This window comes from Parageobacillus caldoxylosilyticus NBRC 107762 (assembly GCF_000632715.1).
In the GTDB taxonomy this organism is placed as follows: Bacteria; Bacillota; Bacilli; order Bacillales; family Anoxybacillaceae; genus Saccharococcus; species Saccharococcus caldoxylosilyticus.
The window spans coordinates 43024-65800 of sequence record NZ_BAWO01000031.1 but is presented as its reverse complement, the minus strand read 5'-3'; the positions used below and the strand labels follow the sequence as shown (position 1 = coordinate 65800).

At 44.5% G+C, this 22777-nt stretch carries 39 protein-coding genes; 32 read left to right on the top strand and 7 right to left on the bottom strand.

What is annotated here, in order from left to right; genetic code table 11:
* The first annotated feature begins 2 nt into the window (after nucleotides 1-2).
* The 11 genes from GCA01S_RS09985 (at nucleotide 3) to GCA01S_RS09945 (ending at nucleotide 4292) form a co-directional block, all read left to right on the top strand.
* The gene (locus tag GCA01S_RS09985) at nucleotides 3-194 is read left to right on the top strand and encodes a hypothetical protein (protein ID WP_042409553.1); all 192 of its coding nucleotides are present in this window, start codon (nucleotides 3-5) and stop codon (nucleotides 192-194) included.
* The gene (locus tag GCA01S_RS09980; RefSeq protein WP_042409550.1) at nucleotides 187-450 is read left to right on the top strand and encodes a YpbS family protein; all 264 of its coding nucleotides are present in this window, start codon (nucleotides 187-189) and stop codon (nucleotides 448-450) included. Before GCA01S_RS09985 ends, GCA01S_RS09980 begins: the two co-directional genes overlap by 8 nt.
* Nucleotides 451-463: 13 nt before the next feature.
* A complete protein-coding gene (locus GCA01S_RS09975; RefSeq protein ID WP_042409547.1) occupies nucleotides 464-1300 on the top strand; it encodes a sulfurtransferase in 837 nt (278 codons plus the stop codon).
* A gap of 66 nt (nucleotides 1301-1366) precedes the next feature.
* Nucleotides 1367-1519 (top strand): hypothetical protein, encoded by a 153-nt coding sequence (locus tag GCA01S_RS20550; RefSeq protein WP_166909330.1) that lies wholly within the window; start codon nucleotides 1367-1369, stop codon nucleotides 1517-1519.
* Nucleotides 1520-1737: 218 nt separating this feature from the next.
* Nucleotides 1738-2253 (top strand): redoxin domain-containing protein, encoded by a 516-nt coding sequence (locus tag GCA01S_RS09970; RefSeq protein ID WP_042409544.1) that lies wholly within the window; start codon nucleotides 1738-1740, stop codon nucleotides 2251-2253.
* A gap of 140 nt (nucleotides 2254-2393) precedes the next feature.
* Nucleotides 2394-2525 (top strand): FbpB family small basic protein, encoded by a 132-nt coding sequence (locus GCA01S_RS19330; protein WP_017437392.1) that lies wholly within the window; start codon nucleotides 2394-2396, stop codon nucleotides 2523-2525.
* A 55-nt stretch (nucleotides 2526-2580) separates the two neighbouring features.
* Complete coding sequence (locus GCA01S_RS09965; protein ID WP_017437393.1) at nucleotides 2581-2724, top strand: acid-soluble spore protein N; 144 nt, start codon at nucleotides 2581-2583, stop codon at nucleotides 2722-2724.
* Nucleotides 2725-2779: 55 nt separating this feature from the next.
* On the top strand, nucleotides 2780-3010 hold the full coding sequence (gene tlp, locus GCA01S_RS09960) for a small acid-soluble spore protein Tlp (protein WP_042409540.1): 231 nt from the start codon (nucleotides 2780-2782) through the stop codon (nucleotides 3008-3010).
* 121 nt (nucleotides 3011-3131) lie between these two features.
* Nucleotides 3132-3548 carry an acyl-CoA thioesterase gene (locus GCA01S_RS09955; protein WP_017437395.1) on the top strand — a complete coding sequence of 139 codons (417 nt, stop codon included), beginning with the start codon at nucleotides 3132-3134 and terminating at the stop codon, nucleotides 3546-3548.
* 14 nt (nucleotides 3549-3562) lie between these two features.
* Nucleotides 3563-3862 (top strand): hypothetical protein, encoded by a 300-nt coding sequence (locus GCA01S_RS09950; RefSeq protein ID WP_017437396.1) that lies wholly within the window; start codon nucleotides 3563-3565, stop codon nucleotides 3860-3862.
* Nucleotides 3863-3887: 25 nt separating this feature from the next.
* Nucleotides 3888-4292 carry a hotdog fold thioesterase gene (locus GCA01S_RS09945; RefSeq protein ID WP_017437397.1) on the top strand — a complete coding sequence of 135 codons (405 nt, stop codon included), beginning with the start codon at nucleotides 3888-3890 and terminating at the stop codon, nucleotides 4290-4292.
* A gap of 38 nt (nucleotides 4293-4330) precedes the next feature.
* Here GCA01S_RS09945 and GCA01S_RS09940 read toward each other — a convergent pair whose 3' ends face one another.
* Nucleotides 4331-4618: a HesB/YadR/YfhF family protein gene (locus GCA01S_RS09940; protein WP_017437398.1), complete on the bottom strand. Its 288-nt coding sequence runs from the start codon at nucleotides 4616-4618 to the stop codon at nucleotides 4331-4333.
* Nucleotides 4619-4762: 144 nt separating this feature from the next.
* On the opposite strand from GCA01S_RS09940, the gene GCA01S_RS20545 reads away from it, so the two are divergent.
* Together GCA01S_RS20545 and GCA01S_RS09935 are read left to right on the top strand one after the other, a co-directional pair.
* On the top strand, nucleotides 4763-4900 hold the full coding sequence (locus GCA01S_RS20545; RefSeq protein WP_169735607.1) for a hypothetical protein: 138 nt from the start codon (nucleotides 4763-4765) through the stop codon (nucleotides 4898-4900).
* 268 nt (nucleotides 4901-5168) lie between these two features.
* Entirely contained in the window at nucleotides 5169-6107 is a 939-nt protein-coding gene (locus tag GCA01S_RS09935; RefSeq protein WP_042409538.1) for a magnesium transporter CorA family protein, read from the top strand.
* A 19-nt stretch (nucleotides 6108-6126) separates the two neighbouring features.
* On the opposite strand, the gene GCA01S_RS09930 is transcribed toward GCA01S_RS09935, so the two are convergent.
* Nucleotides 6127-6723 carry a DUF502 domain-containing protein gene (locus GCA01S_RS09930; RefSeq protein WP_017437401.1) on the bottom strand — a complete coding sequence of 199 codons (597 nt, stop codon included), beginning with the start codon at nucleotides 6721-6723 and terminating at the stop codon, nucleotides 6127-6129.
* 180 nt (nucleotides 6724-6903) lie between these two features.
* Here GCA01S_RS09930 and GCA01S_RS09925 point away from each other — a divergent pair, with 180 nt between their 5' ends.
* The 6 genes from GCA01S_RS09925 to GCA01S_RS09900 all read left to right on the top strand — a co-directional run bounded on the left by GCA01S_RS09925 (nucleotide 6904) and on the right by GCA01S_RS09900 (nucleotide 12218).
* Complete coding sequence (locus tag GCA01S_RS09925) at nucleotides 6904-8343, top strand: NAD(P)/FAD-dependent oxidoreductase (RefSeq protein WP_017437402.1); 1440 nt, start codon at nucleotides 6904-6906, stop codon at nucleotides 8341-8343.
* Nucleotides 8344-8457: 114 nt separating this feature from the next.
* Nucleotides 8458-8943: a tetratricopeptide repeat protein gene (locus GCA01S_RS09920; protein ID WP_042409535.1), complete on the top strand. Its 486-nt coding sequence runs from the start codon at nucleotides 8458-8460 to the stop codon at nucleotides 8941-8943.
* Nucleotides 8944-9022: 79 nt separating this feature from the next.
* On the top strand, nucleotides 9023-10021 hold the full coding sequence (gene bioB / locus GCA01S_RS09915; protein WP_042409532.1) for a biotin synthase BioB: 999 nt from the start codon (nucleotides 9023-9025) through the stop codon (nucleotides 10019-10021).
* Between the two features lie 105 nt (nucleotides 10022-10126).
* Entirely contained in the window at nucleotides 10127-11026 is a 900-nt protein-coding gene (locus tag GCA01S_RS09910; RefSeq protein WP_017437404.1) for an NAD(P)/FAD-dependent oxidoreductase, read from the top strand.
* Between the two features lie 199 nt (nucleotides 11027-11225).
* The gene (locus tag GCA01S_RS09905; RefSeq protein ID WP_017437405.1) at nucleotides 11226-11444 is read left to right on the top strand and encodes a YozE family protein; all 219 of its coding nucleotides are present in this window, start codon (nucleotides 11226-11228) and stop codon (nucleotides 11442-11444) included.
* 129 nt (nucleotides 11445-11573) lie between these two features.
* A complete protein-coding gene (locus GCA01S_RS09900) occupies nucleotides 11574-12218 on the top strand; it encodes a hypothetical protein (protein ID WP_017437406.1) in 645 nt (214 codons plus the stop codon).
* Here the strand turns inward: GCA01S_RS09900 and GCA01S_RS20930 are convergent.
* Nucleotides 12200-12322, bottom strand: coding sequence for a hypothetical protein (locus tag GCA01S_RS20930; RefSeq protein WP_017437407.1), 123 nt, complete (start codon nucleotides 12320-12322; stop codon nucleotides 12200-12202). The genes GCA01S_RS09900 and GCA01S_RS20930 overlap by 19 nt on opposite strands.
* Before the next feature lie 134 nt (nucleotides 12323-12456).
* Between GCA01S_RS20930 and GCA01S_RS09895 the strand changes: the two genes are divergently transcribed.
* Complete coding sequence (locus tag GCA01S_RS09895; RefSeq protein ID WP_017437408.1) at nucleotides 12457-12639, top strand: YozD family protein; 183 nt, start codon at nucleotides 12457-12459, stop codon at nucleotides 12637-12639.
* A 16-nt stretch (nucleotides 12640-12655) separates the two neighbouring features.
* Here GCA01S_RS09895 and GCA01S_RS09890 read toward each other — a convergent pair whose 3' ends face one another.
* The gene (locus GCA01S_RS09890) at nucleotides 12656-13771 is read right to left on the bottom strand and encodes a DUF2515 domain-containing protein (RefSeq protein ID WP_081804185.1); all 1116 of its coding nucleotides are present in this window, start codon (nucleotides 13769-13771) and stop codon (nucleotides 12656-12658) included.
* Nucleotides 13772-14057: 286 nt separating this feature from the next.
* Between GCA01S_RS09890 and GCA01S_RS09885 the strand changes: the two genes are divergently transcribed.
* Entirely contained in the window at nucleotides 14058-14375 is a 318-nt protein-coding gene (locus GCA01S_RS09885) for a YodL domain-containing protein (protein ID WP_042409528.1), read from the top strand.
* 115 nt (nucleotides 14376-14490) lie between these two features.
* Nucleotides 14491-14649: a hypothetical protein gene (locus GCA01S_RS20540; RefSeq protein ID WP_017437411.1), complete on the top strand. Its 159-nt coding sequence runs from the start codon at nucleotides 14491-14493 to the stop codon at nucleotides 14647-14649.
* A 57-nt stretch (nucleotides 14650-14706) separates the two neighbouring features.
* Here GCA01S_RS20540 and GCA01S_RS20535 read toward each other — a convergent pair whose 3' ends face one another.
* Nucleotides 14707-14865: a hypothetical protein gene (locus GCA01S_RS20535; protein WP_017437412.1), complete on the bottom strand. Its 159-nt coding sequence runs from the start codon at nucleotides 14863-14865 to the stop codon at nucleotides 14707-14709.
* 317 nt (nucleotides 14866-15182) lie between these two features.
* On the opposite strand from GCA01S_RS20535, the gene GCA01S_RS09880 reads away from it, so the two are divergent.
* From GCA01S_RS09880 to GCA01S_RS09870, 3 genes are all read left to right on the top strand, one after another.
* Nucleotides 15183-15590, top strand: a complete 408-nt coding sequence (locus GCA01S_RS09880) for a hypothetical protein (protein ID WP_042409525.1) — start codon at nucleotides 15183-15185, stop codon at nucleotides 15588-15590.
* Nucleotides 15591-15909: 319 nt separating this feature from the next.
* Entirely contained in the window at nucleotides 15910-16620 is a 711-nt protein-coding gene (gene deoD, locus GCA01S_RS09875) for a purine-nucleoside phosphorylase (protein ID WP_017437415.1), read from the top strand.
* 130 nt (nucleotides 16621-16750) lie between these two features.
* A complete protein-coding gene (locus tag GCA01S_RS09870) occupies nucleotides 16751-17632 on the top strand; it encodes a D-Ala-D-Ala carboxypeptidase VanY (RefSeq protein ID WP_042409522.1) in 882 nt (293 codons plus the stop codon).
* Nucleotides 17633-17686: 54 nt separating this feature from the next.
* Here the strand turns inward: GCA01S_RS09870 and GCA01S_RS09865 are convergent, their stop codons facing one another.
* Both GCA01S_RS09865 and GCA01S_RS09860 read right to left on the bottom strand, forming a co-directional pair.
* Nucleotides 17687-17941, bottom strand: coding sequence for a hypothetical protein (locus tag GCA01S_RS09865; protein WP_042409520.1), 255 nt, complete (start codon nucleotides 17939-17941; stop codon nucleotides 17687-17689).
* Nucleotides 17942-18012: 71 nt separating this feature from the next.
* A complete protein-coding gene (locus GCA01S_RS09860) occupies nucleotides 18013-18711 on the bottom strand; it encodes a class I SAM-dependent methyltransferase (protein ID WP_042409517.1) in 699 nt (232 codons plus the stop codon).
* A 202-nt stretch (nucleotides 18712-18913) separates the two neighbouring features.
* On the opposite strand from GCA01S_RS09860, the gene GCA01S_RS09855 reads away from it, so the two are divergent.
* From GCA01S_RS09855 to GCA01S_RS09840, 7 genes are all read left to right on the top strand, one after another.
* Entirely contained in the window at nucleotides 18914-19795 is an 882-nt protein-coding gene (locus GCA01S_RS09855; protein ID WP_042409514.1) for a cation diffusion facilitator family transporter, read from the top strand.
* A gap of 89 nt (nucleotides 19796-19884) precedes the next feature.
* On the top strand, nucleotides 19885-20841 hold the full coding sequence (locus tag GCA01S_RS09850) for a magnesium transporter CorA family protein (RefSeq protein ID WP_042409511.1): 957 nt from the start codon (nucleotides 19885-19887) through the stop codon (nucleotides 20839-20841).
* A gap of 111 nt (nucleotides 20842-20952) precedes the next feature.
* On the top strand, nucleotides 20953-21045 hold the full coding sequence (locus GCA01S_RS19325) for a YjcZ family sporulation protein (RefSeq protein WP_017437421.1): 93 nt from the start codon (nucleotides 20953-20955) through the stop codon (nucleotides 21043-21045).
* Between the two features lie 17 nt (nucleotides 21046-21062).
* Nucleotides 21063-21200 (top strand): YjcZ family sporulation protein, encoded by a 138-nt coding sequence (locus GCA01S_RS19320; protein ID WP_017437422.1) that lies wholly within the window; start codon nucleotides 21063-21065, stop codon nucleotides 21198-21200.
* Nucleotides 21201-21305: 105 nt separating this feature from the next.
* A complete protein-coding gene (gene rarD, locus GCA01S_RS09845) occupies nucleotides 21306-22241 on the top strand; it encodes an EamA family transporter RarD (RefSeq protein WP_042409508.1) in 936 nt (311 codons plus the stop codon).
* Nucleotides 22242-22377: 136 nt separating this feature from the next.
* Complete coding sequence (locus tag GCA01S_RS19315) at nucleotides 22378-22476, top strand: YjcZ family sporulation protein (protein ID WP_017437424.1); 99 nt, start codon at nucleotides 22378-22380, stop codon at nucleotides 22474-22476.
* 34 nt (nucleotides 22477-22510) lie between these two features.
* Entirely contained in the window at nucleotides 22511-22666 is a 156-nt protein-coding gene (locus GCA01S_RS09840) for a YjcZ family sporulation protein (RefSeq protein ID WP_042409582.1), read from the top strand.
* Nucleotides 22667-22777: the final 111 nt, after the last annotated feature.

Genomic DNA, 22777 nt, shown 5'->3' with positions numbered 1-22777 from the left:
GGATGAATCGGTTTCATGCGTGCGCCACATGCATTCATTATGGAATGGAAAAGACGGAAAAAGGACTTTATACGTATTGCCGGAGGCTTGGCTATGAAACAAAGCCGTATTACCAATTCAACTGCTGGACGCCAAAGCCCAATGTGCGAAAGTTAATGGAAAAAGGAATGAGAAAGGAAGATCATCATGACTGAAGTGCACCAAGCGATTACCGCCCATTTGCAAAAGCAGCATGCCATCCTTAAGAAGTTTGCTGAACTCGAACAAGAGCGCGAGCACTATATTGAGGAAGCTGTGATGCTTTGCCGAAACGGGCAGCCGTTTACAGTTGAAAAAATTAACGCGGCAACCAAAAAGATGAATGAACTGGCAAAACAAGGGGTGGTGCCGGCACGAAAATATGTAACAGTAGAAATGGTCAAAGAGTATGTGGAACGCAGCAAAAAGTGAGGGGGGGAGCGAAATGAAGCATATCGTTTCACAAACATGGCTGGCGGAGCGGCTTAACAAGGAAGATGTCCGCATCATCGACTGCCGCTTTCATTTAAACGATCCAAAGCGCGGATTGGCGGAATATATCGAAGACCATATTCTTGGCGCTTTCTATTTCGATTTGGAAAAAGATTTGTCGGCGCCGGTTTCTGAACATGGCGGCCGCCATCCGCTTCCATCTGTGGAAGAAGTGGCGGAAAAATTAGGTGCGGCCGGCATTGATGAAACAGTTACAGTCATAGCCTATGACGATCAAGACGGAGCGATGGCGGCGCGGTGCTGGTGGCTGCTCCGCTATCTTGGGCATGAGCGCGTCTATGTCCTTGATGGGAACTATACACAATGGAAAGAAAAAGGCTTTCCTGTCACTGATAAGATTCCAACAGTACCGCCGCGTTCGTTTCATCCGCGCCTGCAGCCGTCATGGCTGGCGACCGTTGATGATGTGCGCCGCGCCGTCCGCGAAGGCTCCGCTGTTTTGATTGATTCACGCGAATGGAAGCGCTACGCGGGAATTGAAGAACCAATCGACTGCGTGGCCGGCCACATTCCAGGAGCGGTCCATATGTTTTGGAAAGATGGGATCATGACTGGCGGATATTGGAAAAGTCAGGAACAACAGGCACAGCGTTTTGCCTCCATTCGTAAAGACGCCCCGATTATCGTATATTGCGGTTCAGGGGTGACGGCATGTCCAAACGTGCTTGCCTTAAAAGAAGCGGGCTACACAAATGTCCGTTTATATGCCGGCAGCTGGAGCGACTGGATTTCATATCCAGATCATCCGATCGCGGGTGGAGAAAAATAGCGACAATATTTTTCGCCCACCGGCCGATACTAAAAATGTACCCCGATCACAAAGGAGGAATGCCGTGTGGGCCGTACAAAGCTTGGCAATGCCAATGCGCAGCGAAACAATAACGCGAAACAAAAAAACGGATTCAATCAAGAATGGAATAGCGAATTTGCTTCCTATGCCGAGGTAGAAACAAAAAAAATGAAAAACGAACATAAAAATATCCGCTGATCGGGAAGGGGCGTCTGAGTAGCCCCTCTTTTTTGCTTTTTTTCTGTCCTGTTTTATGCTTTAATAAACGGTAGTGATGAATGTTTAGACTACGCCTCGCTCCAAACCGGACAAGAGTTTTGGATGAGAAGATATACATATCGCATAAAAAGAATGACTTGTTTTGATGGAAAAGCAGCTAAACTTCCGTTTTCACTATGCTTACAGGAGGGACATACATGAGAAAATTCATTGCCATTGTCTTGCTGCTGGCAGTTACTGGGTACGGCATTTGGAATGCGCTCGCGGCAGAAAAAACAAAAAAAGTTGGTCTATCGGTCGGGGACGTTGCTCCTGATTTTGCCTTGCAGACATTGGCCGGCGAAACGGTGCGTTTATCTGATTTCCGTGGGAAGCCGGTCATCGTCAACTTTTGGACGACTTGGTGCCCGCCGTGCAAAAAAGAAATGCCTGACATGGAAAAGTTTTACCAAAATCACCATTCTAAAGTAGGCTTGCTTGCTGTTCATTTAACATCGCAAGATACGGTCGAAAATGCGAAATCCTTTATCCACGACTATCAATTATCATTTCCGGTGGTGCTTGATAAAAAACAAAAAGTATTAAACGAATATCATATTCAAACGATTCCGACATCGTATATTATTGACGGCGATGGAGTAATCCGGAAAAAAGTGATCGGTCCGATGACGTATAAGCAGATGGAGGAAATCACCGCGCCGCTCCGCCAATAAAAGCATCTTTCAAGTGAAAGGTGCTTTTTTGCTGTTTAAAAAAGAAAAAGTAAACTGTTATTTTTCAAAAAGTTGTAATAATTTTCATCTCTTTTGGAAATGAATGAAATTAAAATAATAAGTGAGAGGAGGGTTAAATGATGAGAAGAACCCGTAAAATAACATTTCAAGAATTAATTATGGAAAATAAACGCCAATTATTAAATGATCGCGAAGCAATGGAGAAAATCGAAAAAAAATTGGAAGAACGCATGTTAAAAAAAGCAGAATAAGTCATGCATAGCGGTCATCCGGGCGGACAGACTAGATGGTGAGGAGGCGAGGTTCATGAGCAATCCGAAAGGAAGCCGTAAACATTTCGTTCCCAACCATCTAGGTACACAGCCTCGTGCTGCTGGAGGAAATAAAGGGAAACAAATGCAAGACCAATCTGGGCAACATGCTCAAGTGATTCAAACGAAGGGCGAATAATCGTTTATTTCCATAAATACTCAAATGAAATGAAAAGCACGAAGGAGGAAGCGTAATGTCTAATCGTCCGAAACCGGATGACCGCAGCGACAACGTAGAAAAACTGCAAGATATGGTACAAAACACGATTGAAAATATCGAAAAGGCAGAGGAAACGATGCAATTTGCTTCCCCGGAAGAGCGGGAAAAAATTCGCGAAAAAAATAAACGTCGTGAAGAGGCGATTGCGGCAATGCGTGCCGAAATTAGAGACGAAGCAGCGGCACGTGAAAACGCCTACCAATAATAATCGGCGGTACGGAGTTACCCTTTATGGATGGGTGACTCCCTTTTTTTATCGAGCAAAACGAAGAATATGGTAAGATGTAGTTGTATGGATGTGGAGGATGCTAAACGGAGGGAGAAACATGAAAATAGCTGAAAAACAAATTGAAGTTCGCTATGCGGAAACGGATCAAATGGGAGTTGTGTATCATGCCAATTACCTCGTCTGGATGGAAGTAGGACGAACAGAGCTTATTAAACAGTTAGGATTTCATTATGCCGATATGGAAAAAGAAGGAATTATTTCTCCTGTTGTCGATCTGCAAGTTTCCTACAAAAAGCCGCTTCGTTACGGGGAAACGGCGACTGTTCGCACTTGGATTGATGCTTATGATGGCATTCGCGTCACTTATGGATATGAAATTTTGACGCCGGATGGAGAAATAGCGGTAACGGGAAAATCGCAGCACGTTTGCGTCAAACGTGACACCTTCCGACCGATTGTCATCCGCAAATATTTTCCTGATTGGCATGAAGCGTACGAACGGGCGAAAAAGTAAAGGAGATACATCCGATGGCATTTGGCATTCGCAGGTGGGAGTTAATGGAATGGAAGGAGAAAGTAAAAAGAGGAGAAATTGCGTTTTTAACGCATTATTGGTATGATGAACGGTTTCCGGAATACACGAGCGTGACAAAAGTAGGCTGTTCGGATATCGAAAAACTAGCAGCCTGGGGAAAACAATACGGATTGCGCAAAGAATGGATCCATCGCCGCGGCGAGTTTTCCCATTTCGATCTGCTCGGGGAAACGCAGAAGGAAATTTTGCAGCAAGAAGGGTTGACGGAGCATTTACTGCGGTTTCATTTATAGTTAGATAAGGGGAGAGGAAAGAAGGATGGATTTGACAAATTTAAAAGAGATTGGAAAAGGAACGTTGCTCGAAGCATTAGGGATTGAAATTACGGAAGTTGGCAAGGGTCATGTTGTCGCAACGATGCCGGTCGATCATCGCACCCACCAGCCGTTTGGATTGCTCCATGGCGGGGCTTCCGTAGCACTGGCAGAAACGGTGGCGAGCATCGGCGCCTATGCGCTCATTGATCCGGAAAAAGAAAGCGTCGTTGGCTTGGAAATCAACGCCAATCACGTCCGCGCCGTCCGCAGCGGCACGGTCACGGCCACAGGGAAGGTTCTGCACCGCGGCAAAACAACGATGGTATGGGATATCAAAATCGTCGACGAACAGGAGCGGCTTGTCTGCGTTTCTCGCTGTACGATCGCTGTCATCAAAAAAAGCTAGCGTTTTTGGCAAAAACGCTAGCTTTTTTACTTAGCTATTTACTGAATAATAAACATTGGTTCATCTGTTTTTTCGTTTACATCAACGGTTAGGTTGTGATCATCAAAATACCATCTATCCTGGTCTTCTACAAAAAAAGTAATTCCATCAACCGTTGTTTGTGCAACTGGCTCTATCGGATCTTCTTTTGCCATACCAAGAGAAAATCCTTTTTGTACGGTGCTGCATCCTCCATAGCGGGCAAAGAAGCGGATAGCATCTCCCGCTTGTAAATCCATTTCTTTTTTAAACCAGTCCAATGCTTTTGGCGTGATGATAATGTTCATTATTCCTCCTCCTCAACTAATATTATAAGAAAACGATGGCCTTTATGTAAAAAGTTTCATGAACATCTTATGACATTTTGGATTAAATTGCTTCCCGCTGACAAAAAGTAAAAAGAGAGAAAACAAAATAAGGAGGGGGAAAAAGTGGAGAAAAAACGTCCATTTCCTTTAAGCTACGAATCGGATGGGCTGATGGGAAAGAAAACGAAAAAACAATCCGGCCATACCAAAAAAGAAAAAAACGAGCGCGATTTTTTTAACACAACGCCAGCCAGTGAATAAAGTAGCCAGTAGGCTGCTTTTTTCTTTGGCAAACTACTATACAAATACGTCATTCAACGTTATTATTAATCGAGGAGTACTTTTTTGGAAAGGAGTGACGTTTTCGTATATGAGTAGTCGAAGTTCGAGCGAACCAGAGCCGGAATGTAGCGGGGAGCTTTGTCTTCTTCTTTTTCGATCGTCGCAGCTACTCATCGTACGAAAACGAGCTCCGATCGGAAAAGGAGAAGCGCAAACTTCCTCGCGGTGAAAAGGAGGAAGGATGCGTATGATGAAAATGTATTTATCCGATGCAAACGGAAAAATGAAAGAAATCGATGAAATTAAAAACGGCTGCTGGATTAATTTAGTAGCACCGACCGAAGAAGAAATTCGCTACATTGCTAATCATCTCGATATTCCGATTGATTCGATCAAAGATGCGTTGGACGACGAGGAGCGGTCGCGCGTCGAAAAAGAAGACAACCACGTATTGATTATCGTCGATATTCCGATTGCTGCCAATGATGAAGTAGACGGTCCAATGTACGAAACGATTCCGATTGGCATGATTATTACGAATACGTGCTTCATTACCGTTTGCTTGCAGGAAAACCCGATTTTCGAAGAGTTTTCCAAAAACAAAATCAAAAACTTTTACACGTTTATGAAAACGCGCTTTGCTTTGCAAATGCTATATGTGATTTCCACCTATTATTTGCGTTATTTAAAACAAATTAACCGAAGAACGACCGAAATTGAAAAAGAATTGCATCAGTCGATGAAAAATAAAGAATTGTTTTCCCTTCTCAGCATGGAAAAAAGCCTGGTCTATTTTATGACGTCGCTGAAGGCGAACAATATTGTCATGGAACGGCTGTTGCGCCTGAATTATTTGCGTATGTATGAAGATGATCAAGATTTGCTGCAAGATGTTATTATCGAAAATAAACAGGCGATTGAAATGGCGGAAGTATACAGTAGCATTTTAAGCGGGATGATGGATGCCTTCGCTTCTGTTATTTCCAATAACTTAAACATCGTCATGAAATTTTTGACGGCGATTACGATTGTCATTTCCTTGCCGACGATGGTCGCAAGCTTCTATGGCATGAACGTGCCGATTCCGTATCAACATTCCCCATACGCCTTTTTAGTCGCGATGTTGCTGGCTGCCTCCTTGTCAGCCGCTACCGCCTATATTTTCTGGAAAAAACGATATTTTTAACAATGAAGAAGGCTGCCTCCTATGTTTCGGGCAGCCCTTTCTTTTTGGACGATGCCATTCCGCCGGAAAGCACAAATTTCATCGCTTCCTCCGGCTTCATGTCGATGACTTCCACTTGTTCTTTTGGGACTAGAAAAGTGATGCCTGCCACTTGGAACGTCTGCGGAACGTAGACGGCAACGTGGTCTTGGAGTGGATTGAGCCAGTTTTCGACTTCCTCGGATGTAATAAAGCCGATGCATTTCAGTTCCGTGTTTGGCAAGGTGACAAGCACAACTTTAGAAAAAGACCGTTTTTCGCCAACAAACGAGGAAACGGTATCTTTAATGACGGAATAAACCGTTTTAATGAACGGAAGGCTTTCTAGCAACCGGTCAAGAAGACGAATAATTCGGCCGCTAATATATTGCGTCGACAGCCAGCCGCAGACGGTGATAAGAACGATCGTACATAAAATGCCGATCCCTGGTATGTAATCATCCTGCAAGTACGGACGCACATAATTGCCAAGCAGCCCGTCTAAAAAGGTGAACACTTTATAGCATACGTACACCGCTAAAATAATCGGAACAATCGTAATGACACCGTTGATAAAGTTTTTTACGAAAAACCGCATTGGTTTCCCCCTCTCTATTTTGCTACTTTATCAACTTATCAATTTTTGCCCGCAAAAACAAGATAAAAAATAACGAACATTATTTGTGTATAATCATCAAAAAGTTCGTATTTTATCTTGACGAGAAGAAAAATAGTTGATATATTTACAAATGGAATACGGGAAGTGGGGGATGGACAAATGAAAAGCCATTACGATGTCATTGTCGTCGGCGCAGGTCCGGCAGGCATTTTTACTTGTTACGAATTAACGTTGAAACTTCCAGGGGCGAATGTCCTGTTAATTGATAAAGGACACGATATATATAAGCGCAATTGTCCGATTCTTCAGAAAAAGATTGAAAAGTGCCCGCCGCCGGCTGGCAAAAAAGATTACGCCGGATGCGTGCCGGCATGCTCGATTACGAACGGCTTCGGCGGGGCCGGCGCCTATTCGGACGGCAAATTTAATATCACCAGCGAATTTGGCGGCTGGATGACCGATTATTTGCCGGCGTCCAAAGTGTTGGAACTCATTCGCTATGTCGACGAGATTAATTTAAAACACGGCGCGACGACGTCGATTACCGACCCGATGACAGAAAAAGTGAAAGAAATTGAGCGCCGCGCCTATGCTGCCGGTTTGAAGCTGCTTCGCGCCTATGTCCGCCATTTAGGAACGGAGCAAAACTTGGAAATTTTAAAAAGCATTTTTGAATATTTGCATGAGCGGATTGAGATGCGTTTTAAGACCGAAGTGGAGGATATTGTAACGGAAAAAACGAACGATGGGCATCGAGTGACAGGAGTGGTCCTGAAAAACGGCGAAACGCTGACGGCGGAGAAAGTCGTCATCGCACCGGGGCGCGACGGGTCGGTGTGGCTGAGCAAAATATTGCGAAAACGCCGCTTGCGCATGATCAACAACCAAGTCGACATCGGCGTGCGTGTCGAAACATCCAACATTGTCATGGAAGAGATTAATGAACATTTGTACGAAGGAAAATTTATTTTCAACACGTCGGTCGGGACGCAAGTGCGTACGTTTTGCAGCAATCCTTCCGGGCACGTTGTCGTTGAAAACCATTCCGGCATTATGCTTGCAAACGGCCATGCTTATAAAGATCCGAAACTTGGCAGCAACAACACCAATTTTGCGCTTCTTGTATCGCACAAGTTTTCTGACCCGTTTGATAAGCCGAACGAATACGCCCATGAAATTTCGCGGCTCGCTAACGCTTTATCGAACGGCGGCATCATTGTGCAAAAATACGGCGACATTTTAAAAGGAAGACGTTCTACGGAAAAACGGATCAAAGAAGGATTTATCGAACCGACATTGAAAGAAGCCGTGCCTGGCGATTTAGGCCTTGTGCTTCCATATAATACGATGAAAAGCTTAATCGAAATGACAGAGGCGCTGAACCACGTCACACCGGGGCTGGCTTCGGAACATACGCTCTTTTACGGCGTCGAAGCGAAGTTTTATTCGGCGCGCCCGAAATTAAACGACCGGTTTGAGACGGAAATATCCGGCTTATATGTCGGCGGCGACGGCGCCGGCATTACGCGCGGACTCGCCCAAGCGAGCGCCTGCGGCGTATGGATCGCTCGCGATATCGTCGAAAAATTAACCAAATAAATGGCAAAGGATATGCGCCCATACGGGACAGCATATCCTTTTTATATGACTAGTGAAGGATTTTTCGTTCGTTTGCTCGAACAACCACATATTGAGGAGAAGGAGGGAAACTAAATGTTGAATCAGGTGATAAAACTGATCGAAGCAAAGCGATATGAAGAAGCGCAAACGATATTGCAGTCGTTGCTTGATGCACATCCTCAAGATGGAGCCATTTATTTTTATTATGCAACTGCTTTGGATGCGTTAGGTTTGGAAAGAAAGGCAATTCCGTATTATGAAAAGGCGATTGATTATGGTATTGAAGGCGAACTTCGTCAGAGAGCATTTATCCAATTAGGAAGCAGTTATCGCTGTATAGGTGAGTATGAAAAAGCGGCAAACGTATTGGGACAGGGATTAAAAGAGTTCCCTGAGAATGTAGCCTTACAAGCATTTTTGGCGATGACGCTTTATCATATGAGAGAAGAAAAAAAGGCAGTATCAATGTTGATTCATGCGCTAGTCGCTTCTTCCCCCGATCCTTGGATAAAAACATATGAAAAAGCGTTAATATTTTACGCCGATCATCTTGATGAAGTGTGGGATCAAGATAGTTAACCTTTATAAAATTTTAGTTGACAATCTAACTCCTCTTCCGATACGATAAATGTAATCATATGGAAAGGGGAGAGGTAGAATGCCAAATTGGTTGGAATTAGCCGATCGTGTCATTGAAGGCCACGAACTGACCGATGAAGAAGCGCTGGCGATTTTGGACTGTCCGGATGAAGAACTGCTGCTGTTGTTGCAGGGAGCGTATCGCATTCGCCGCAAATATTACGGCAACAAAGTGAAACTGAACATGATCATTAACGCCAAATCGGGGCTGTGCCCGGAAAACTGCGGCTATTGCGCCCAGTCCGCCGTTTCGACGGCGCCGGTAAAGACCTATAAAATGGTCGATAAAGAAACGCTCCTGCGCGGCGCGGAAGAAGCATACCGCCTGCGCATTGGCACGTACTGCATTGTCGCGAGCGGCCGCGGTCCGAGCGAAAAAGAAATCGATACGGTTGTTTCTGCGGTCAAAGAAATTAAGGAGCGGTTTGGGCTCAAAGTTTGCGCCTGCCTGGGCATCTTAAAGCCGGAACAAGCGGCGCGCCTCAAAGAGGCGGGAGTCGACCGCTATAACCATAACATTAATACATCGAAAGAACATCATCCGAACATTACGACTTCTCATACATACGATGATCGTGTGCAGACGGTGGAAACAGTGAAAGAAGCGGGCATTTCTCCATGTTCGGGCGTCATTATCGGCATGAAAGAAACAAAACAAGATGTGGTGAATATGGCGCGGAGCTTGCGTCTTCTTGATGCCGATTCGATCCCGGTCAACTTTTTGCATGCGGTTGATGGGACGCCTCTTGAAGGAACGAATGAATTGGATCCGCGTTACTGCCTGAAAGTGCTGGCCTTGTTCCGCTACATGAACCCGGCGAAAGAAATCCGCATCGCCGGCGGGCGCGAAGTCAATTTGCGTTCGCTGCAGCCGCTCGGCTTATATGCGGCCAATTCGATTTTTGTCGGCGATTATTTGACAACGGCCGGTCAAGAGAAATCGGCTGATTACCAAATGCTTGAAGATCTCGGCTTTGAAATTGATTTTTCTGCAGAAGAGCAAACGATTTGCTCCTAAGTTTACCGATGCTGCCTCCTGTTTGGAGACAGCGTTTTTTTATGCATGAATAGGAATAAGCAGCAGACAATAAAAGATAAAAACGATAATCGGGAGTGAAACAACATGTATGAATGCATTATTATCGGGGGCGGAATTGCCGGATTGCAGGCGGCGATCCAGCTTGGCCGCTACCATCACCGCGTTTTGGTGATTGATGCCAATAACGGTCGTTCCACCCTTTGCCGCGCGTACCATAACGTGCTCGGCTGGCCGGACGGGGTAAGCGGGGAAAAGCTGCGAGCGATTGGAAGAAAACAAGCGGAACAATTCGGGGTGCATTTTGCCGACGATGAGGTGATTGCCGCCGAGAAAAAAGGCAACGTATTTGTTCTGTTTGGCAAAAGCGGGAATACGTATGAAAGTGAGCGCCTGCTGTTTGCAACAGGGGTAAAAGACCGGATTCCGCCCATTCCAAATCTAATTCCATGTTTAGGGACAAGCATTTACGTATGCCCGGACTGCGACGGATATGAAGTCACCAATAAAAAAGTGATCGTGCTTGGCGCGGGCACTGCCGGGGCCAATATGGCCATAACGCTGTTATATTGGACAAACGACATTATTTATATTAATCATGACGGCGAAGAACTATCAGCAACGTGGCAGAAACAGCTACAAGCGAAAGGCATTCGTTACTTTCGCGAGCCGATTGCGTCCGTGCTCATTAAGGAAGGACCGGAGTTTTCCGGCGTCCGTCTGCAAAATGGCAACGAAATTTTCGCGGAACGCGGCTTTATTGCCTTTGGCCATAACAAAGTTAATACGGATTTAGCGAAACAGCTTGGCGTAGAGCGATTAGAAAATAAACACATTCCGACTAATCCGCGCACGAAACAAACCAATGTCCCCAATATTTGGGCGGCAGGCGACATCGGCGTTCATTCCGAGCAAGTAACGATCGCCATGGGAGAAGGCGCACAGGCGGCAATATGGATTCATAAAAGTATTGTAGAACAGCGGTGATGGTAAAAAGGCGATGAAAACGCCTTCTTTTTTGATAATTTTTTTCATGAAACTGCTTTCTAGTGCGTACTATTTCAATACAAAGAAGAGCCAGAAGCGGAAAGGAGTGGCATCCTAATTTTTTCTAGACAAAATGCTTCACAAAATGAAAAAAAATCATTAAAATGGCAACAAAGAAAACGGAAGAGGATGGTGAAAGATGGCAAAATCATTTTATCGCTATTTATTGAAATTCCGTGACGGCAAAAGTGAAGACCCGTTTGTGCGATTTGCCAACGGAGCATATTATGATCATAGTTTTCCGAAATCATCGGCAGATTATAATGAAATTAGCCAGTATTTGGAGCTAAACGGTGATTATTTAGACAGCATGATCGTATTTGATGAGCTTTGGGAACAATTTTTACAGGAGGCATAATTGGGCATTGCTTCCGCTCCCCTTTTTCGAAAGCGCTATCAATATGTTTTTCCACGGTCGCGGAGGTGTCCACTCATTGGTATATGCATATAATATACTATCACAGCTTTAGGTGGGGGGGGGATATGAATGAGTGGCCCAAAGCGCCCAAAATTTTCGGTCGGAGATATTGTTGTAAACACGCTGTATGGAACAGTTGGCACGATCACGGATATTCAACAAAGCGATGATACATTTTTATATGAAATTAACCATAGCCGCAGCTTATTTATGGAACATATGCTGGTATTGCTATCTGACTTTACCGGCGATTTATGGATTACCGAAGAAATAGAAGTGGAGCTGCCGTTTTTCCTGGGAGAAATTGTCCGCGTTCGCGACTACGGAGACCATTTATTTAAAGTGGTTGGAGTGCGCACAGAAATTTACCGCTATCATGGGGAGGGATGGGAAGAAACGATTTATGAATTAAAACGGTTAATTGACGGCTGGGAAATTGAGGTCCATATGGATGATATGATCCCGCTAGCAGATGATGAAGAAACATCTATTATTCTCATACAAAATATTGTCCAATCCGCACCAATGAAAGCATATGCTCTCCTTTCTCCTGCGGAAGGGGAGGCGAAGTTGCCATCGATTGATGAGCTGCTTGATATGTATAACGATTACAAATTCCTATACGAATGGTTTCGCGATGAACGGTATAAACAGATGATGGAAACAGTTGTAGAACGTTTACAAATGATGGCTAATTACCATAATAGAAATTGAAATAAAATAAACAGAAAGTAAGGAATTCCGGCAACCATCACGATGACTGCCAAACTGTTTACAACTGTTTCCATTATTTTATCTGCTACTGACTGCTTGTCCATATTCCATTCCCCCGTGATCGTTTTTGTTACTACATATATGGCCAAATCGGGAGAAATAGTACATCAATGAGGAAATTCTTTTGACATAAAACGGTATAATGATACATACAACATTACAAAGGGGGCGAGATGTCGTGAAGGAAATCGAAGTGGTCATTGATACGGAGGAAATTGCTGAATTTTTTTTTCATGAATTGATCCGCCGCGGTTTTGTGCCGACGAAGACGGAATTGGAGGAGCTGGCCGATATTACGTTTGATTATTTGCTGGAAAAATGCATTATTGACGAGGAGCTGGACATAGAAGACGACGAGTAATGCCACTCGTCGTTTTTTATTGGACAGTGATCGCTGCTGTTCGCAGCATCTTCACGTTATGCATATAATCAGCGGTTATATCTTTATGTTTGACGACAGGAATGGTTTCCATCATTTGAATAATTGCTTCTTTATCGGTAAACCAGTCGTGGTGGTCGGAAAACGGATGGCAAATATCCGGCCAAACCTCTTCTAAACGCGGGCTGTAAATGCGGGACGAATCCGTTGCTTGTGCGGAAAACCATTGCGGCCAAAAGTCGGCCCGCGAGCCGGTATGGGCCATTTCGCGGGCAAATTGATATGCCCGCTGTGTGAGCCGTTTTTCGAAAAACAATATACTGTAAAGCGTTTTACCGATGTGAATGCGGTGATGGACATCGGCAAAATCGCGAACAGTTGTGCCGGCAAGACGAATGCGGCGTCCCGCTTTATACGGAATAAGCACATCGTTAAAACCAAGCCATTGCTCGACAATAAACGGCATAGTTGAAAGCACGTGCGTCTGGAAAAATGGATTTTCGATGACTCGCTTTTGAATATAATGCTGTTCATTAATAATTAATGCTACGGTGATGACCGGTGCATCTTTTGTTTCCCAAAAATATTCCCAAAACGGCTTCATAAACGATGATACAGCAAAACAAGGAAGCAAATGGAATAGCGGTTTTTTCTTTTGCTTGCTTTGTTCATACAGCAAAAGCTGCGGATAGGCATCATGAAAAATAAGCGCATTTGCTCTTTCATAAAATAAAAAGAGTGGGTTGATCAGATTTTCGGGAAGAAGGCGGGGAATGACGTTTCCACGCAAATCGGTCATATTCCATCCGCCATTTCGCGAAACGATATGTGCCAAAAATGCCCAATGCACTTCAGGATGAGCCTGAAAAAAATCAAAATAGGCCGCCGTCCGCGTAATATTATTGCGATTATATTTTGCTGTTTTTTGGCGAATGGCACTGACGATTTGCTGCTCTTCATCGGTTAGACTTATCGAAGGAGTCGGATTTTCCCAGCAGCGGGCAAGGTCGAGTAAAAGATGTGAAGAGACGATCGGGATATGATGGCGGTATAAGAAAGAACGATAGATGTATTGAATTGGATGGATCATTTGCAGGAACGTGCGAATTTGGATAATACGGTCCCCCTCCTTTGCTAGTACATCTTGTATTTTCATTTTTTCCGTTTGATAGTCGTTTATTCGGGAGATGGCCAATTCCATGCCTCTAGCAAATCGCAGGGGTAACTGCTATTTAACTGGACATATCGGCTTTTTGATGTAACAGTAAAATAATGGATAATGAACATTCATGATGCTATTCGACAAAACAACAGCAATTTTGATAAAGGAATCGACATGGCTAATCACAAATATTATGGAATAAATACTAACATTTGCCAGACAAAAGGAGAGAGGGACTATGGTACGTTTATTGATGAAAAAAATGCTTCATGTCCATCACACTTATGATGTCACCATATTTCAGACGCCGCATTTTGGCCAGAAAAAAGGATATCGGCAAGTATATAGGATGACGGTGAAAGCATCGAGCCATCGTGAAGCATTATCCTACCTTTATCGCATGTTTAACGTAGCAGATTTAATACCAAAAGATTATCACGCCCGTTTTATGAGTACGGGAGATATTGTACTCATTGATGAAGGAATAAAGGGACAGGTGTATTACAGACTATGTCCGGAAGGGTGGAAAAAAATCAATCGCCTTCATCTTCATTAATAAAAAATTCGAAAGATTCTGTGTAAAGAGGGATAGATATGGTATAATGAAGAAAAAAGTCGAATAGTTTGTGCGGATTTTGGAAACGGATAATAAACGAAAGGGGGGCGATCATTTGGAACGCAACAAGAAGGAGCACGACTTACCAACCATAGCGCCGGGAATTGATGATGACGAGGAACTGAACGAAAAAGCGACGAAAGAAGAAATTGCCCGCGGGGAGTATACAAAAGTGGTGACACTGTCTTTTGATGAAGTGGATCCATCAACATGAAAACCCTTGTTATTACACAAGGGTTTCCATTTATGATTTTAGCATGATGAAGCCTTATTATGATTCTGGGTTGTCATGATGCCCTGGCCCGTTTTTCCGTCCCCCTGCGGCAGAGTATTCTTTCGCATGTGCCGCATCCTCTGCGATTAATGCTTCCTTCGGAATATGGTTGTTCTTTTTTTGGCCGTTAATACGATTGCGATGTTTTTTGCCCATAAACAGATCCCTCCTTGTTTACAAAAGTATATAGCTACGAAAGCCCGCAACTTGAGTGATCGGGATGAAGTAGAAATACGGTTTTGAATGGAGCCAACAGGCCGCTAAACACCAGCGAGTTTTTGTTCATGCTCCTTTTCACGGAGCAAGCGTGAGTGCCTGCGCGCAGGTGTAGAAAAAACTCTTTCGTACGTCAGAACCTGCCGGCTTTAGTCATGCAGAGGTTTAGTACTCTCACTGTTAGTTTGTACAGCAAAAAGCGGTTCATTGATGGGAAATCCTTGCAGTAAAGCGTGAGGGGGAAGGGGGAAACGAAGATGGCCGCACTTTTTATTTCCATGCTGTTTTGTGCAAGTTCGATTGCTGTTTTGCTATTGGTAAAGGAACAAATAGAAAGAATGTTTTTTCGCTGGAAAGACGTTCCTTTCCTGCATGTGATCAATGTCCTTGTTGCCGGGTTTATTGTCGCCGTTTCTTATTATAAATTAAGCGATATAGAACTTCATTTGTCTACGATGGCATCTGCCAAGCAGTTTTTGTACGTGTTTATCGGAGCTTTGGAACTTGTCTTTCCCATCTATCTGCTCGGCTGCTGGCTTTTTCGAAAACGGAAGAGGCGGGAAAAAAAGTATACGCGCAGCAAAGATAAAAAAGTATTGTATATTAACGAGAAATATTTAGCGCGCCGCCGCGACAGTCATGATTATCATTCAAAAACGTCCTAAAAAAGGGAGAAAAGCTCTCCCTTTTTAAAACTTTGTTTTTTCTTTTTTCGACGTGGACGGCTGATTGTTGGAGCGGGAAGACGGATTTGTTTTGTTTGCGTATTCGACGGCTTGTTCGAGCTTCTTTTTCATTCGTATGTCCCTCCTTGTTCACATGAAGGTGATCGCTGGTGAAACCAAAATGGGGAAGGCGCATACACAGTATGCCCATCACAATTATTTTTTACGTATAATACTTACTGCCATTTTCAACAAATATGTGGTATGATAAGAAAGGTATAAAACGCGGCGCTGAAAAGACGAATAGGAGGTATATACATTGAGCATACATATTGAGGCAAAACATGGGGAAATTGCCGATAAAATTTTGCTTCCAGGCGACCCGCTTCGCGCGCAATATATCGCGGAAACATTTTTAGAGGGAGCGACATGCTACAACCGTGTGCGCGGCATGCTTGGGTTTACCGGTACATATAAAGGACACCGGATTTCTGTACAAGGGACGGGAATGGGAGTTCCTTCTATTTCCATTTATGTCAATGAGCTGATTCAAAGCTATGATGTACAAACATTGATCCGCGTCGGAACGTGCGGGGCGATTCAAAAAGATGTGAACGTTCGTGATGTCATTTTAGCAATGAGTGCATCTACGGATTCGAATATGAACCGCTTAATTTTCCGTGGACGCGATTATGCGCCGACAGCGAATTTTGCGCTGCTGCGTACGGCGTATGAAGTCGGTGTCGAAAAAGGGCTTGCCTTAAAGGTGGGCAATGTGTTTACCGCCGATATGTTTTATAATGACGAGCCGAATTGGGAGACGTGGGCGCGCTACGGCGTGTTGGCGGTCGAAATGGAAACAGCGGCACTATACACGTTAGCGGCAAAATTCGGCCGTAAAGCGCTCTCGGTATTAACGGTCAGTGACCACATTTTGACAGGGGAAGAAACGACAGCAAAAGAACGACAAACGACATTTAATGAAATGATTGAAGTGGCGCTAGAAACAGCGATTCGCGCCGAAGCGTGAATCGCCTAAAGGTGTCGTCCTTTGCTTATGTGCCGCATCCGCTTTGTCGTTGCGGCAATTTCCTTGCGAAAGGGAAGGACGGCTTTTGCCGCATTAATTATTAGTTAATTATGGAAGAAAAGGTGAAATAATGAAACAGCTATGTCAAGCAATAATCGTTTTGTCACTTGTTTTTTTCAGCGGGTGCAGCCAGCTGAATGGTGCGTCCAGCGAACAGGAAAAAAAATTGCCGAATGCAGGAGAAAATGATGCAGCCCATCCGCAAAGCAAGGATAATAGCAAAAAGGAAACAGCGGAAAACATAGAGGCACCGCAGACGGGCGGAAAAAAAGGCGCGCCGAAGACAGGGGAAACAACCGAACCGGAACTGTGGCTGGAAGCGAAATATTGGAATATTGTTGAAGTGCATAATGGCATGAAAGTCATTATGAATCCAGACAATATACTGGTGCTTGTCAATAAGGAACAGTCGCTTCCCTCTACGTATAAGCCGAATGATTTAGTCGTGCCGCGCGTGCCGTTTTCTTTTGCAGAAAAGAATGTGGATAAACGATATATGCGGGCGGAAGCGGCAGCCGCATTGGAAGCGTTATTTGCCGCGGCCCGTAAAGAGGGAATCGATCTGGTAGCCGCATCCGGATATCGTTCTTATGTGCGGCAACAAGCCATCTTTACGGAAGAAGTCAAAGAAAAAGGAAGAGAAAAAGCCGTTCAAGCTGTTGCGCTGCCGGGACAAAGCGAGCATCAGACCGGATTGGCAATGGATATTACAAGTCCGTCGGTTGACTATGCGTTGACAACAGCGTTTGGAGAAACGAAGGAAGGAAAATGGGTGGCTGAACATGCCCATGAATATGGTTTTATTATCCGCTATCCAAAAGGAAAAGAAGCGGTCACCGGATACCAGTATGAACCTTGGCACCTTCGTTATGTCGGCAAAAAAGCAGCGAAAGTCATATTTGAAAGAAACATAACGTTGGAAGAATATTTCAAAATAGTCAAGAAAATATAAAAGTGGATTGCTTCTTTAGAAGTAATCCACTTTTTTACATATAAGAAAAATTTATCACCAGAACAAACCGATTAAGGCAATGGCAACGATGGCAGCGAGGGCGATTCCAAAGCCCCACCCCCATCCCCATCCCCAGCCTGCGAAGGCGTAGCCAAATCCGCCAAGGTTGCGTGGGCCGACCGGTGCAATATAAACATGGGTTGGGGTGACACGGGTGATCCGTCCTACATGGACGTTTCCAAATTTATCATGGATCCGTACCACTTGACCGCGGTAGCGGCAACAAACATGGTACCAATGCGGCGACATTTATCTCCCTCCTTTGTAAATGCTACAATTGCATTGTACGTGAAGGAAGATGGACACGTCTGTACCAATGACTATTTCTGGCAAGAAAATACACAATAACCTAGTCGATCGCCATATTGTTTTGTCATTTGCTGGTGGGTTTCTATCATTTTTAATATTGGCAAGGACATATTGGCCGTAATGAGAAATGGGGTTTGCGCGGCAGAGGGATGACTAGCCGACGAGTACGTTATGCCAATATGCTGGAAACTTTTTTTCTGCAATTCGTTTTCCCACTCTTGACTGGTAAGCAAATGGCGAAAACCGTAAAATGCGGCGATTTTTTGCTTTTCTTTATCGGTTAATTGCAAATGGCACGCTTCAATGGCGGCGAGGACCCCGTTTTGCTTTAGCACCCGATAAATTTCTGCTAATGCCCGAGGAATAGAAACAAATGCCAAAACGGATTCGCATAATACGATATCAAATTGCCCGTCGGCAAACGGAAGAGCTTCAACGGAAGCGCGGCGAAGGTGGACGGGATGTGTTAGGCTGGAAAAACGGTCTTTCGCTTTTGCCAGCATAATAGGGTGAATGTCAATCGCCGTTACGTCTGCGCCGTATTGTTCAGCAATATAGGCGGCAGTTTGTCCAGTTCCGCAGCCAACATCGAGAAGGGCAGTATGGCAGTCAATTTTTAGTTTACGTAATATATTTTTTGTTAAATCAAATCCGCCGGGGTGGGCGCCGTCGACTCCCATCTCTGCCAACATATCGAGATAAGTTGTCAATCTATATTCTCCTTTCCCACTATTTGTTTGGTTGATTGGTTTATCATACGCAGTTGTGTAGCAATTTGCTTTTATTCAAAAAAGTTATCCAAATGGGAAAAAATTTGCCTGTCTCTATACTCCTTCCGTTAGTCAACTTTTTTGCTGTAGACTCACACGCTTTTTTGCTGGTACACTGATAAATGCAGAAAGGACGACTAGGTTGGTGAAGTGTGTGGAAAGAAAAGGGAAGGCAGAAGCAGGGGCTTTCATTAGCATCGTTGCTTACGTCGCTTTAGCCGCTAGCAAGCTGTTTGTCGGTTATATCGCCCATTCCGATGGGGTAAAAGCGGATGGTTGGAATAATTTGAGCGACGTTATTGCTTCGGTTGCCGTTTATATCGGCATGAAAATTGCAAAAAAACCGCGCGATCACAATCACCCATACGGTCATTCACGAGCGGAAAATATTTCTTCTTTAATTGCAGCGTTTATGATGATGTCCATCGGCATCGATGTCATGGTGGAAGGGGTATCGGCGCTGCTCCGGCCGGAAAAGAGGGGAAATGCGCCGGAATTGTCTGCTGCGTTCGTCGCCGTTGCCTCTGCTTTTGTAATGTTATTTGTCTATTCTTTTAATATGCGGCTGGCGAAGCGAACCAACAGCCAGGCGCTTACCGCCGTTGCAAAAGACAACTTGTCCGATGCGCTTGTCAGCATCGGAACGGTCATCGGCATCGCTGGTGTACAAATCAAGCTTCTATGGCTGGATCCGCTTGTTGCGGTGATCATCGGCGGAATTATTTGCAAAACGGCCTGGGAAGTATTTATGGAAACATCCCATACGTTAACCGATGGGTTTGATGAACAAACGTTAACGGCATACAAGCATGAAATTGCCGCTATTGATGGAGTAAAGGATGTTGCGGATATAAAAGCGAGGATGTTAGGGAATGACATTGTTCTTGAAGTAACGATCCATGTTGATCCGTATTTGACTGTTGTCAAAAGCCATGAAATCGCCGACGAGGTGGAGCGATTAATGAAAAAACGCTATAACATTGAGGCGACACATGTCCATATTGAACCGGAGAAGACCCCTTAACCGCCTTCTTTCCAAGCGGTTAAGGTTTTTTTTATATGAAAATGCAAACACTATAATATGCAAACTTTATGAAAGAAAGGAATTTGACGATGGCATACCATCCTACACAGACACTGGAAATAGAGGGGCAATATCGTCATCATGCCCCTATTGGAAACGGTGCGTGTTGGCTGCATTTTACGAAAGCTTCGAAAATGGATTTAGAGAGGCTGTTAGACGCGCTTTCCGTTCATCCGCTAGCAAAACAGCGGCTGTTGTTCGGAACGGATATTCCCATGGTAGACGAATATGGGCAGCATTTATTTCTGGCGCTTTTTGTCATTCGTCCTGAGCTGCAGACGGCAAAAATTCACTTGCTTGCGACAGAACGGTATGTCATTAGTTATATGGAAGAAGATGATCCGCTGGTAGAAAAAGTAAAGGAACGGCTGCTTCACCACCGTGAACATGCCATACATCCTGGATATGTAATATACCATTTTTTAGATATCACTGCTATCCGTTTTTTGCAAGTCATTGATGATATTGCCGACCGCATTCAGGTATTGGAAAAACAAGTATTTAAAACGCCGTTTGCCAATGAAATCGGGCGTAGTATTTACCGATGGAAAATTCGCATTCATGAGTTGCGTCAAGTGGCTGAAGCCCAAGAAGAGATGATGAAAACGATCCAGCATACAACGCTTCCATATATCAATGCCGAAACGAACCCTTATATGCAAGATGTCGCTGGCCGTTTTGCCCGCATTACGGCGGCATTGGATACGTTTAAAGAGTCGTTGTCTGGCATTTTTGATTTGCAGCTTTCGTTGAAATCCGATCATATGAACGTCATTATGAAAACATTAACGTTAGTGAGCGTGATTTTTATGCCGATGACGTTTATCGCCGGGGTGTACGGCATGAATTTTGAGGTAATGCCGGAACTAAAATGGAAATACGGCTATGGTTTTGCACTTTTATTGATGGCGGCAACGGCTGCTTTGATTGCGCTTTATTTTAAGAAAAAAGGCTGGTGGGGGGAGACCGGTACAAAAGAAAAATAAAGATGGACAGTGTTTCTGCCCATCTTTTTTTCGTGAAATTGGGCGATAGCCCGCCCGAGGGAGTGGGCGGATGCATATAATGGCGGTGAACAGACGAAGGGGGTGCCCGCCGTGAGCGGCATATTCGACAGCGGTTATACGATTATTGTCGTACTGTTTATTTTGTTAATTATTGTTGGTTGTGCATGTATCATTCATTATTGAGGAAAGGGGAGAGGACGATGTGGTACTATGACGGATGCGTGCCGCATTACTATGGCTACGGATACGGAGGACATCGCTATGGCTACGGTTTTTCCTTTGCATTAATCGTCGTGCTGTTTATTTTGCTGATCATCGTGTTAGCGGCAATTAGATAATTAGGAAAAACGCCTGCTCCTTTTACAGGCGTTTTTTCTTGGAAGGAAACAGAAAATGGGGTTATAATGAAACGGAAGCAATAAAAGTAAAAGGAGATAGAGCAAGTGAGCCAATCGCACGAAGAAAAAATTGGAATCATCTATACGGCGTTTTCGTATTTGTTATGGGGCATACTGCCGTTGTATTGGAAGCTGTTGGAAGTCCGCCCGGCGTTGGAAATTTTAGCGCACCGCATCATCTGGTCGTTTCTGTTTATGATTGGACTGCTGTGGGCCACCCGGCAGCTGAAAGCGTGGCGCCATCAGCTGTCTGCCATTTGCAGGCAGCCAAAATTAGTGGGGGGAATCAGCGCGGCTGCCATTTTAATCAGCGCAAACTGGTTTATATACATATGGGCGGTCAATCATGGCCATATTGTCGAGACAAGTTTAGGATATTATATTAACCCGCTCGTGAGTGTTGTATTGGGGATGATCGTGTTAAAAGAGCGGCTTAACGTATGGCAATGGATTTCTTTTGCGCTCGCCTGCCTTGGAGTCTGTATCATGACCTTTCAATACGGTACATTCCCATGGGTTGCGCTGTCGCTTGCCTTTTCGTTCGGATTTTATGGACTGGTAAAAAAACTGGCAAGCTTCGATGCTGCCGTTGGTTTGACGCTCGAGACGATGGCGGTGACACCAATTTCCTTTGTCTATCTTCTGCTTCTGTATAACGATGCCCCTTCTTTGCTGTCATCGGTGACCATTTGGCAGGGGGTATTGCTGCTTGGGGCCGGTCCGGCAACCGCGATCCCGCTTTTATATTTTGCAAAAGGAGCAAGACGAATTTCCATGACCATGCTAGGGTTTTTGCAATATATTGCCCCGACGATCAGCTTGCTGCTTGGCGTGTTTTTGTTTCATGAGGCGTTTACGAAAACGCACATGTATGCGTTTAGCTGCATTTGGGGGGCGCTTATTATTTTTTCTTTCGCTAAAACAAAGCGAATGCAATGGTTGCATGACAAATGGATGAAACGGAATTCCCTTGAAGTGTAAAAACGGATTGGAAGAACCAGTCCGTTTTTTTTGTTTTCCCGGCGGCCCGGCAAATACCTATTTTTATGAAAACATCTAACCATTTACCCGTTAGTTGAATAGTCTACTAGTACAAAAGTGAAGGAGGTGCTTTCAAGTGGGTGCAGCTTACGGTGGCGGATTTGCGTTAGTTGTTGTCTTGTTCATCTTGTTGATTATTGTTGGATGTGCGTGTATTGGTGGCTGGGTGTACTAACAACCAGTGATTTTGTAAAAGGAGGTGAAGAATGATGCCATTTGGCTTATACGGCTTTGGCGGCCCTTGGGGCGGCTTCGGCTGTGGCGGCTATGGCTATGGCGGCTTCGGCTATGGTCGTGGTTCTAGTTTCGTGCTGATCGTTGTCTTGTTCATCTTGCTCATCATTGTCGGAGCAACATGGTGCTAATGACTAACTAGCCACATCACATGGACAAATGGGAAGAGGCTGGGGTACAGCATCTTCCCAATATTTTTTAGAAAGCAGAAAAGTGAAGTTGGAGAAACTTAGGCTTTTTCC

Excerpts from the sequence above, each read along its gene's own strand:
- GCA01S_RS09870 (WP_042409522.1), top strand. The coding sequence starts at position 16,751 with ATGAAACAGCTATGTCAAGCAATAATCGTTTTGTCACTTGTTTTTTTC.
- GCA01S_RS19320 (WP_017437422.1), top strand. The coding sequence starts at position 21,063 with ATGTGGTACTATGACGGATGCGTGCCGCATTACTATGGCTACGGATAC.
- GCA01S_RS09910 (WP_017437404.1), top strand. The coding sequence starts at position 10,127 with ATGTATGAATGCATTATTATCGGGGGCGGAATTGCCGGATTGCAGGCG.
- GCA01S_RS09940 (WP_017437398.1), bottom strand. The coding sequence starts at position 4,618 with ATGAACATTATCATCACGCCAAAAGCATTGGACTGGTTTAAAAAAGAA.
- GCA01S_RS09905 (WP_017437405.1), top strand. The coding sequence starts at position 11,226 with ATGGCAAAATCATTTTATCGCTATTTATTGAAATTCCGTGACGGCAAA.
- GCA01S_RS09975 (WP_042409547.1), top strand. The coding sequence starts at position 464 with ATGAAGCATATCGTTTCACAAACATGGCTGGCGGAGCGGCTTAACAAG.
- GCA01S_RS09970 (WP_042409544.1), top strand. The coding sequence starts at position 1,738 with ATGAGAAAATTCATTGCCATTGTCTTGCTGCTGGCAGTTACTGGGTAC.
- GCA01S_RS19330 (WP_017437392.1), top strand. The coding sequence starts at position 2,394 with ATGAGAAGAACCCGTAAAATAACATTTCAAGAATTAATTATGGAAAAT.
- GCA01S_RS09885 (WP_042409528.1), top strand. The coding sequence starts at position 14,058 with ATGGTACGTTTATTGATGAAAAAAATGCTTCATGTCCATCACACTTAT.
- GCA01S_RS09950 (WP_017437396.1), top strand. The coding sequence starts at position 3,563 with ATGGCATTTGGCATTCGCAGGTGGGAGTTAATGGAATGGAAGGAGAAA.
- GCA01S_RS09920 (WP_042409535.1), top strand. The coding sequence starts at position 8,458 with ATGTTGAATCAGGTGATAAAACTGATCGAAGCAAAGCGATATGAAGAA.
- GCA01S_RS09900 (WP_017437406.1), top strand. The coding sequence starts at position 11,574 with ATGAGTGGCCCAAAGCGCCCAAAATTTTCGGTCGGAGATATTGTTGTA.
- bioB (WP_042409532.1), top strand. The coding sequence starts at position 9,023 with ATGCCAAATTGGTTGGAATTAGCCGATCGTGTCATTGAAGGCCACGAA.
- GCA01S_RS09985 (WP_042409553.1), top strand. The coding sequence starts at position 3 with ATGAATCGGTTTCATGCGTGCGCCACATGCATTCATTATGGAATGGAA.
- GCA01S_RS09955 (WP_017437395.1), top strand. The coding sequence starts at position 3,132 with ATGAAAATAGCTGAAAAACAAATTGAAGTTCGCTATGCGGAAACGGAT.
- GCA01S_RS20535 (WP_017437412.1), bottom strand. The coding sequence starts at position 14,865 with ATGGGCAAAAAACATCGCAATCGTATTAACGGCCAAAAAAAGAACAAC.
- GCA01S_RS09925 (WP_017437402.1), top strand. The coding sequence starts at position 6,904 with ATGAAAAGCCATTACGATGTCATTGTCGTCGGCGCAGGTCCGGCAGGC.
- GCA01S_RS09965 (WP_017437393.1), top strand. The coding sequence starts at position 2,581 with ATGAGCAATCCGAAAGGAAGCCGTAAACATTTCGTTCCCAACCATCTA.
- GCA01S_RS09865 (WP_042409520.1), bottom strand. The coding sequence starts at position 17,941 with ATGTCGCCGCATTGGTACCATGTTTGTTGCCGCTACCGCGGTCAAGTG.
- tlp (WP_042409540.1), top strand. The coding sequence starts at position 2,780 with ATGTCTAATCGTCCGAAACCGGATGACCGCAGCGACAACGTAGAAAAA.
- GCA01S_RS09980 (WP_042409550.1), top strand. The coding sequence starts at position 187 with ATGACTGAAGTGCACCAAGCGATTACCGCCCATTTGCAAAAGCAGCAT.
- GCA01S_RS09945 (WP_017437397.1), top strand. The coding sequence starts at position 3,888 with ATGGATTTGACAAATTTAAAAGAGATTGGAAAAGGAACGTTGCTCGAA.
- GCA01S_RS09880 (WP_042409525.1), top strand. The coding sequence starts at position 15,183 with ATGGCCGCACTTTTTATTTCCATGCTGTTTTGTGCAAGTTCGATTGCT.
- GCA01S_RS20930 (WP_017437407.1), bottom strand. The coding sequence starts at position 12,322 with ATGGACAAGCAGTCAGTAGCAGATAAAATAATGGAAACAGTTGTAAAC.
- GCA01S_RS09930 (WP_017437401.1), bottom strand. The coding sequence starts at position 6,723 with ATGCGGTTTTTCGTAAAAAACTTTATCAACGGTGTCATTACGATTGTT.
- GCA01S_RS09850 (WP_042409511.1), top strand. The coding sequence starts at position 19,885 with ATGGCATACCATCCTACACAGACACTGGAAATAGAGGGGCAATATCGT.
- GCA01S_RS09840 (WP_042409582.1), top strand. The coding sequence starts at position 22,511 with ATGCCATTTGGCTTATACGGCTTTGGCGGCCCTTGGGGCGGCTTCGGC.
- GCA01S_RS09935 (WP_042409538.1), top strand. The coding sequence starts at position 5,169 with ATGATGAAAATGTATTTATCCGATGCAAACGGAAAAATGAAAGAAATC.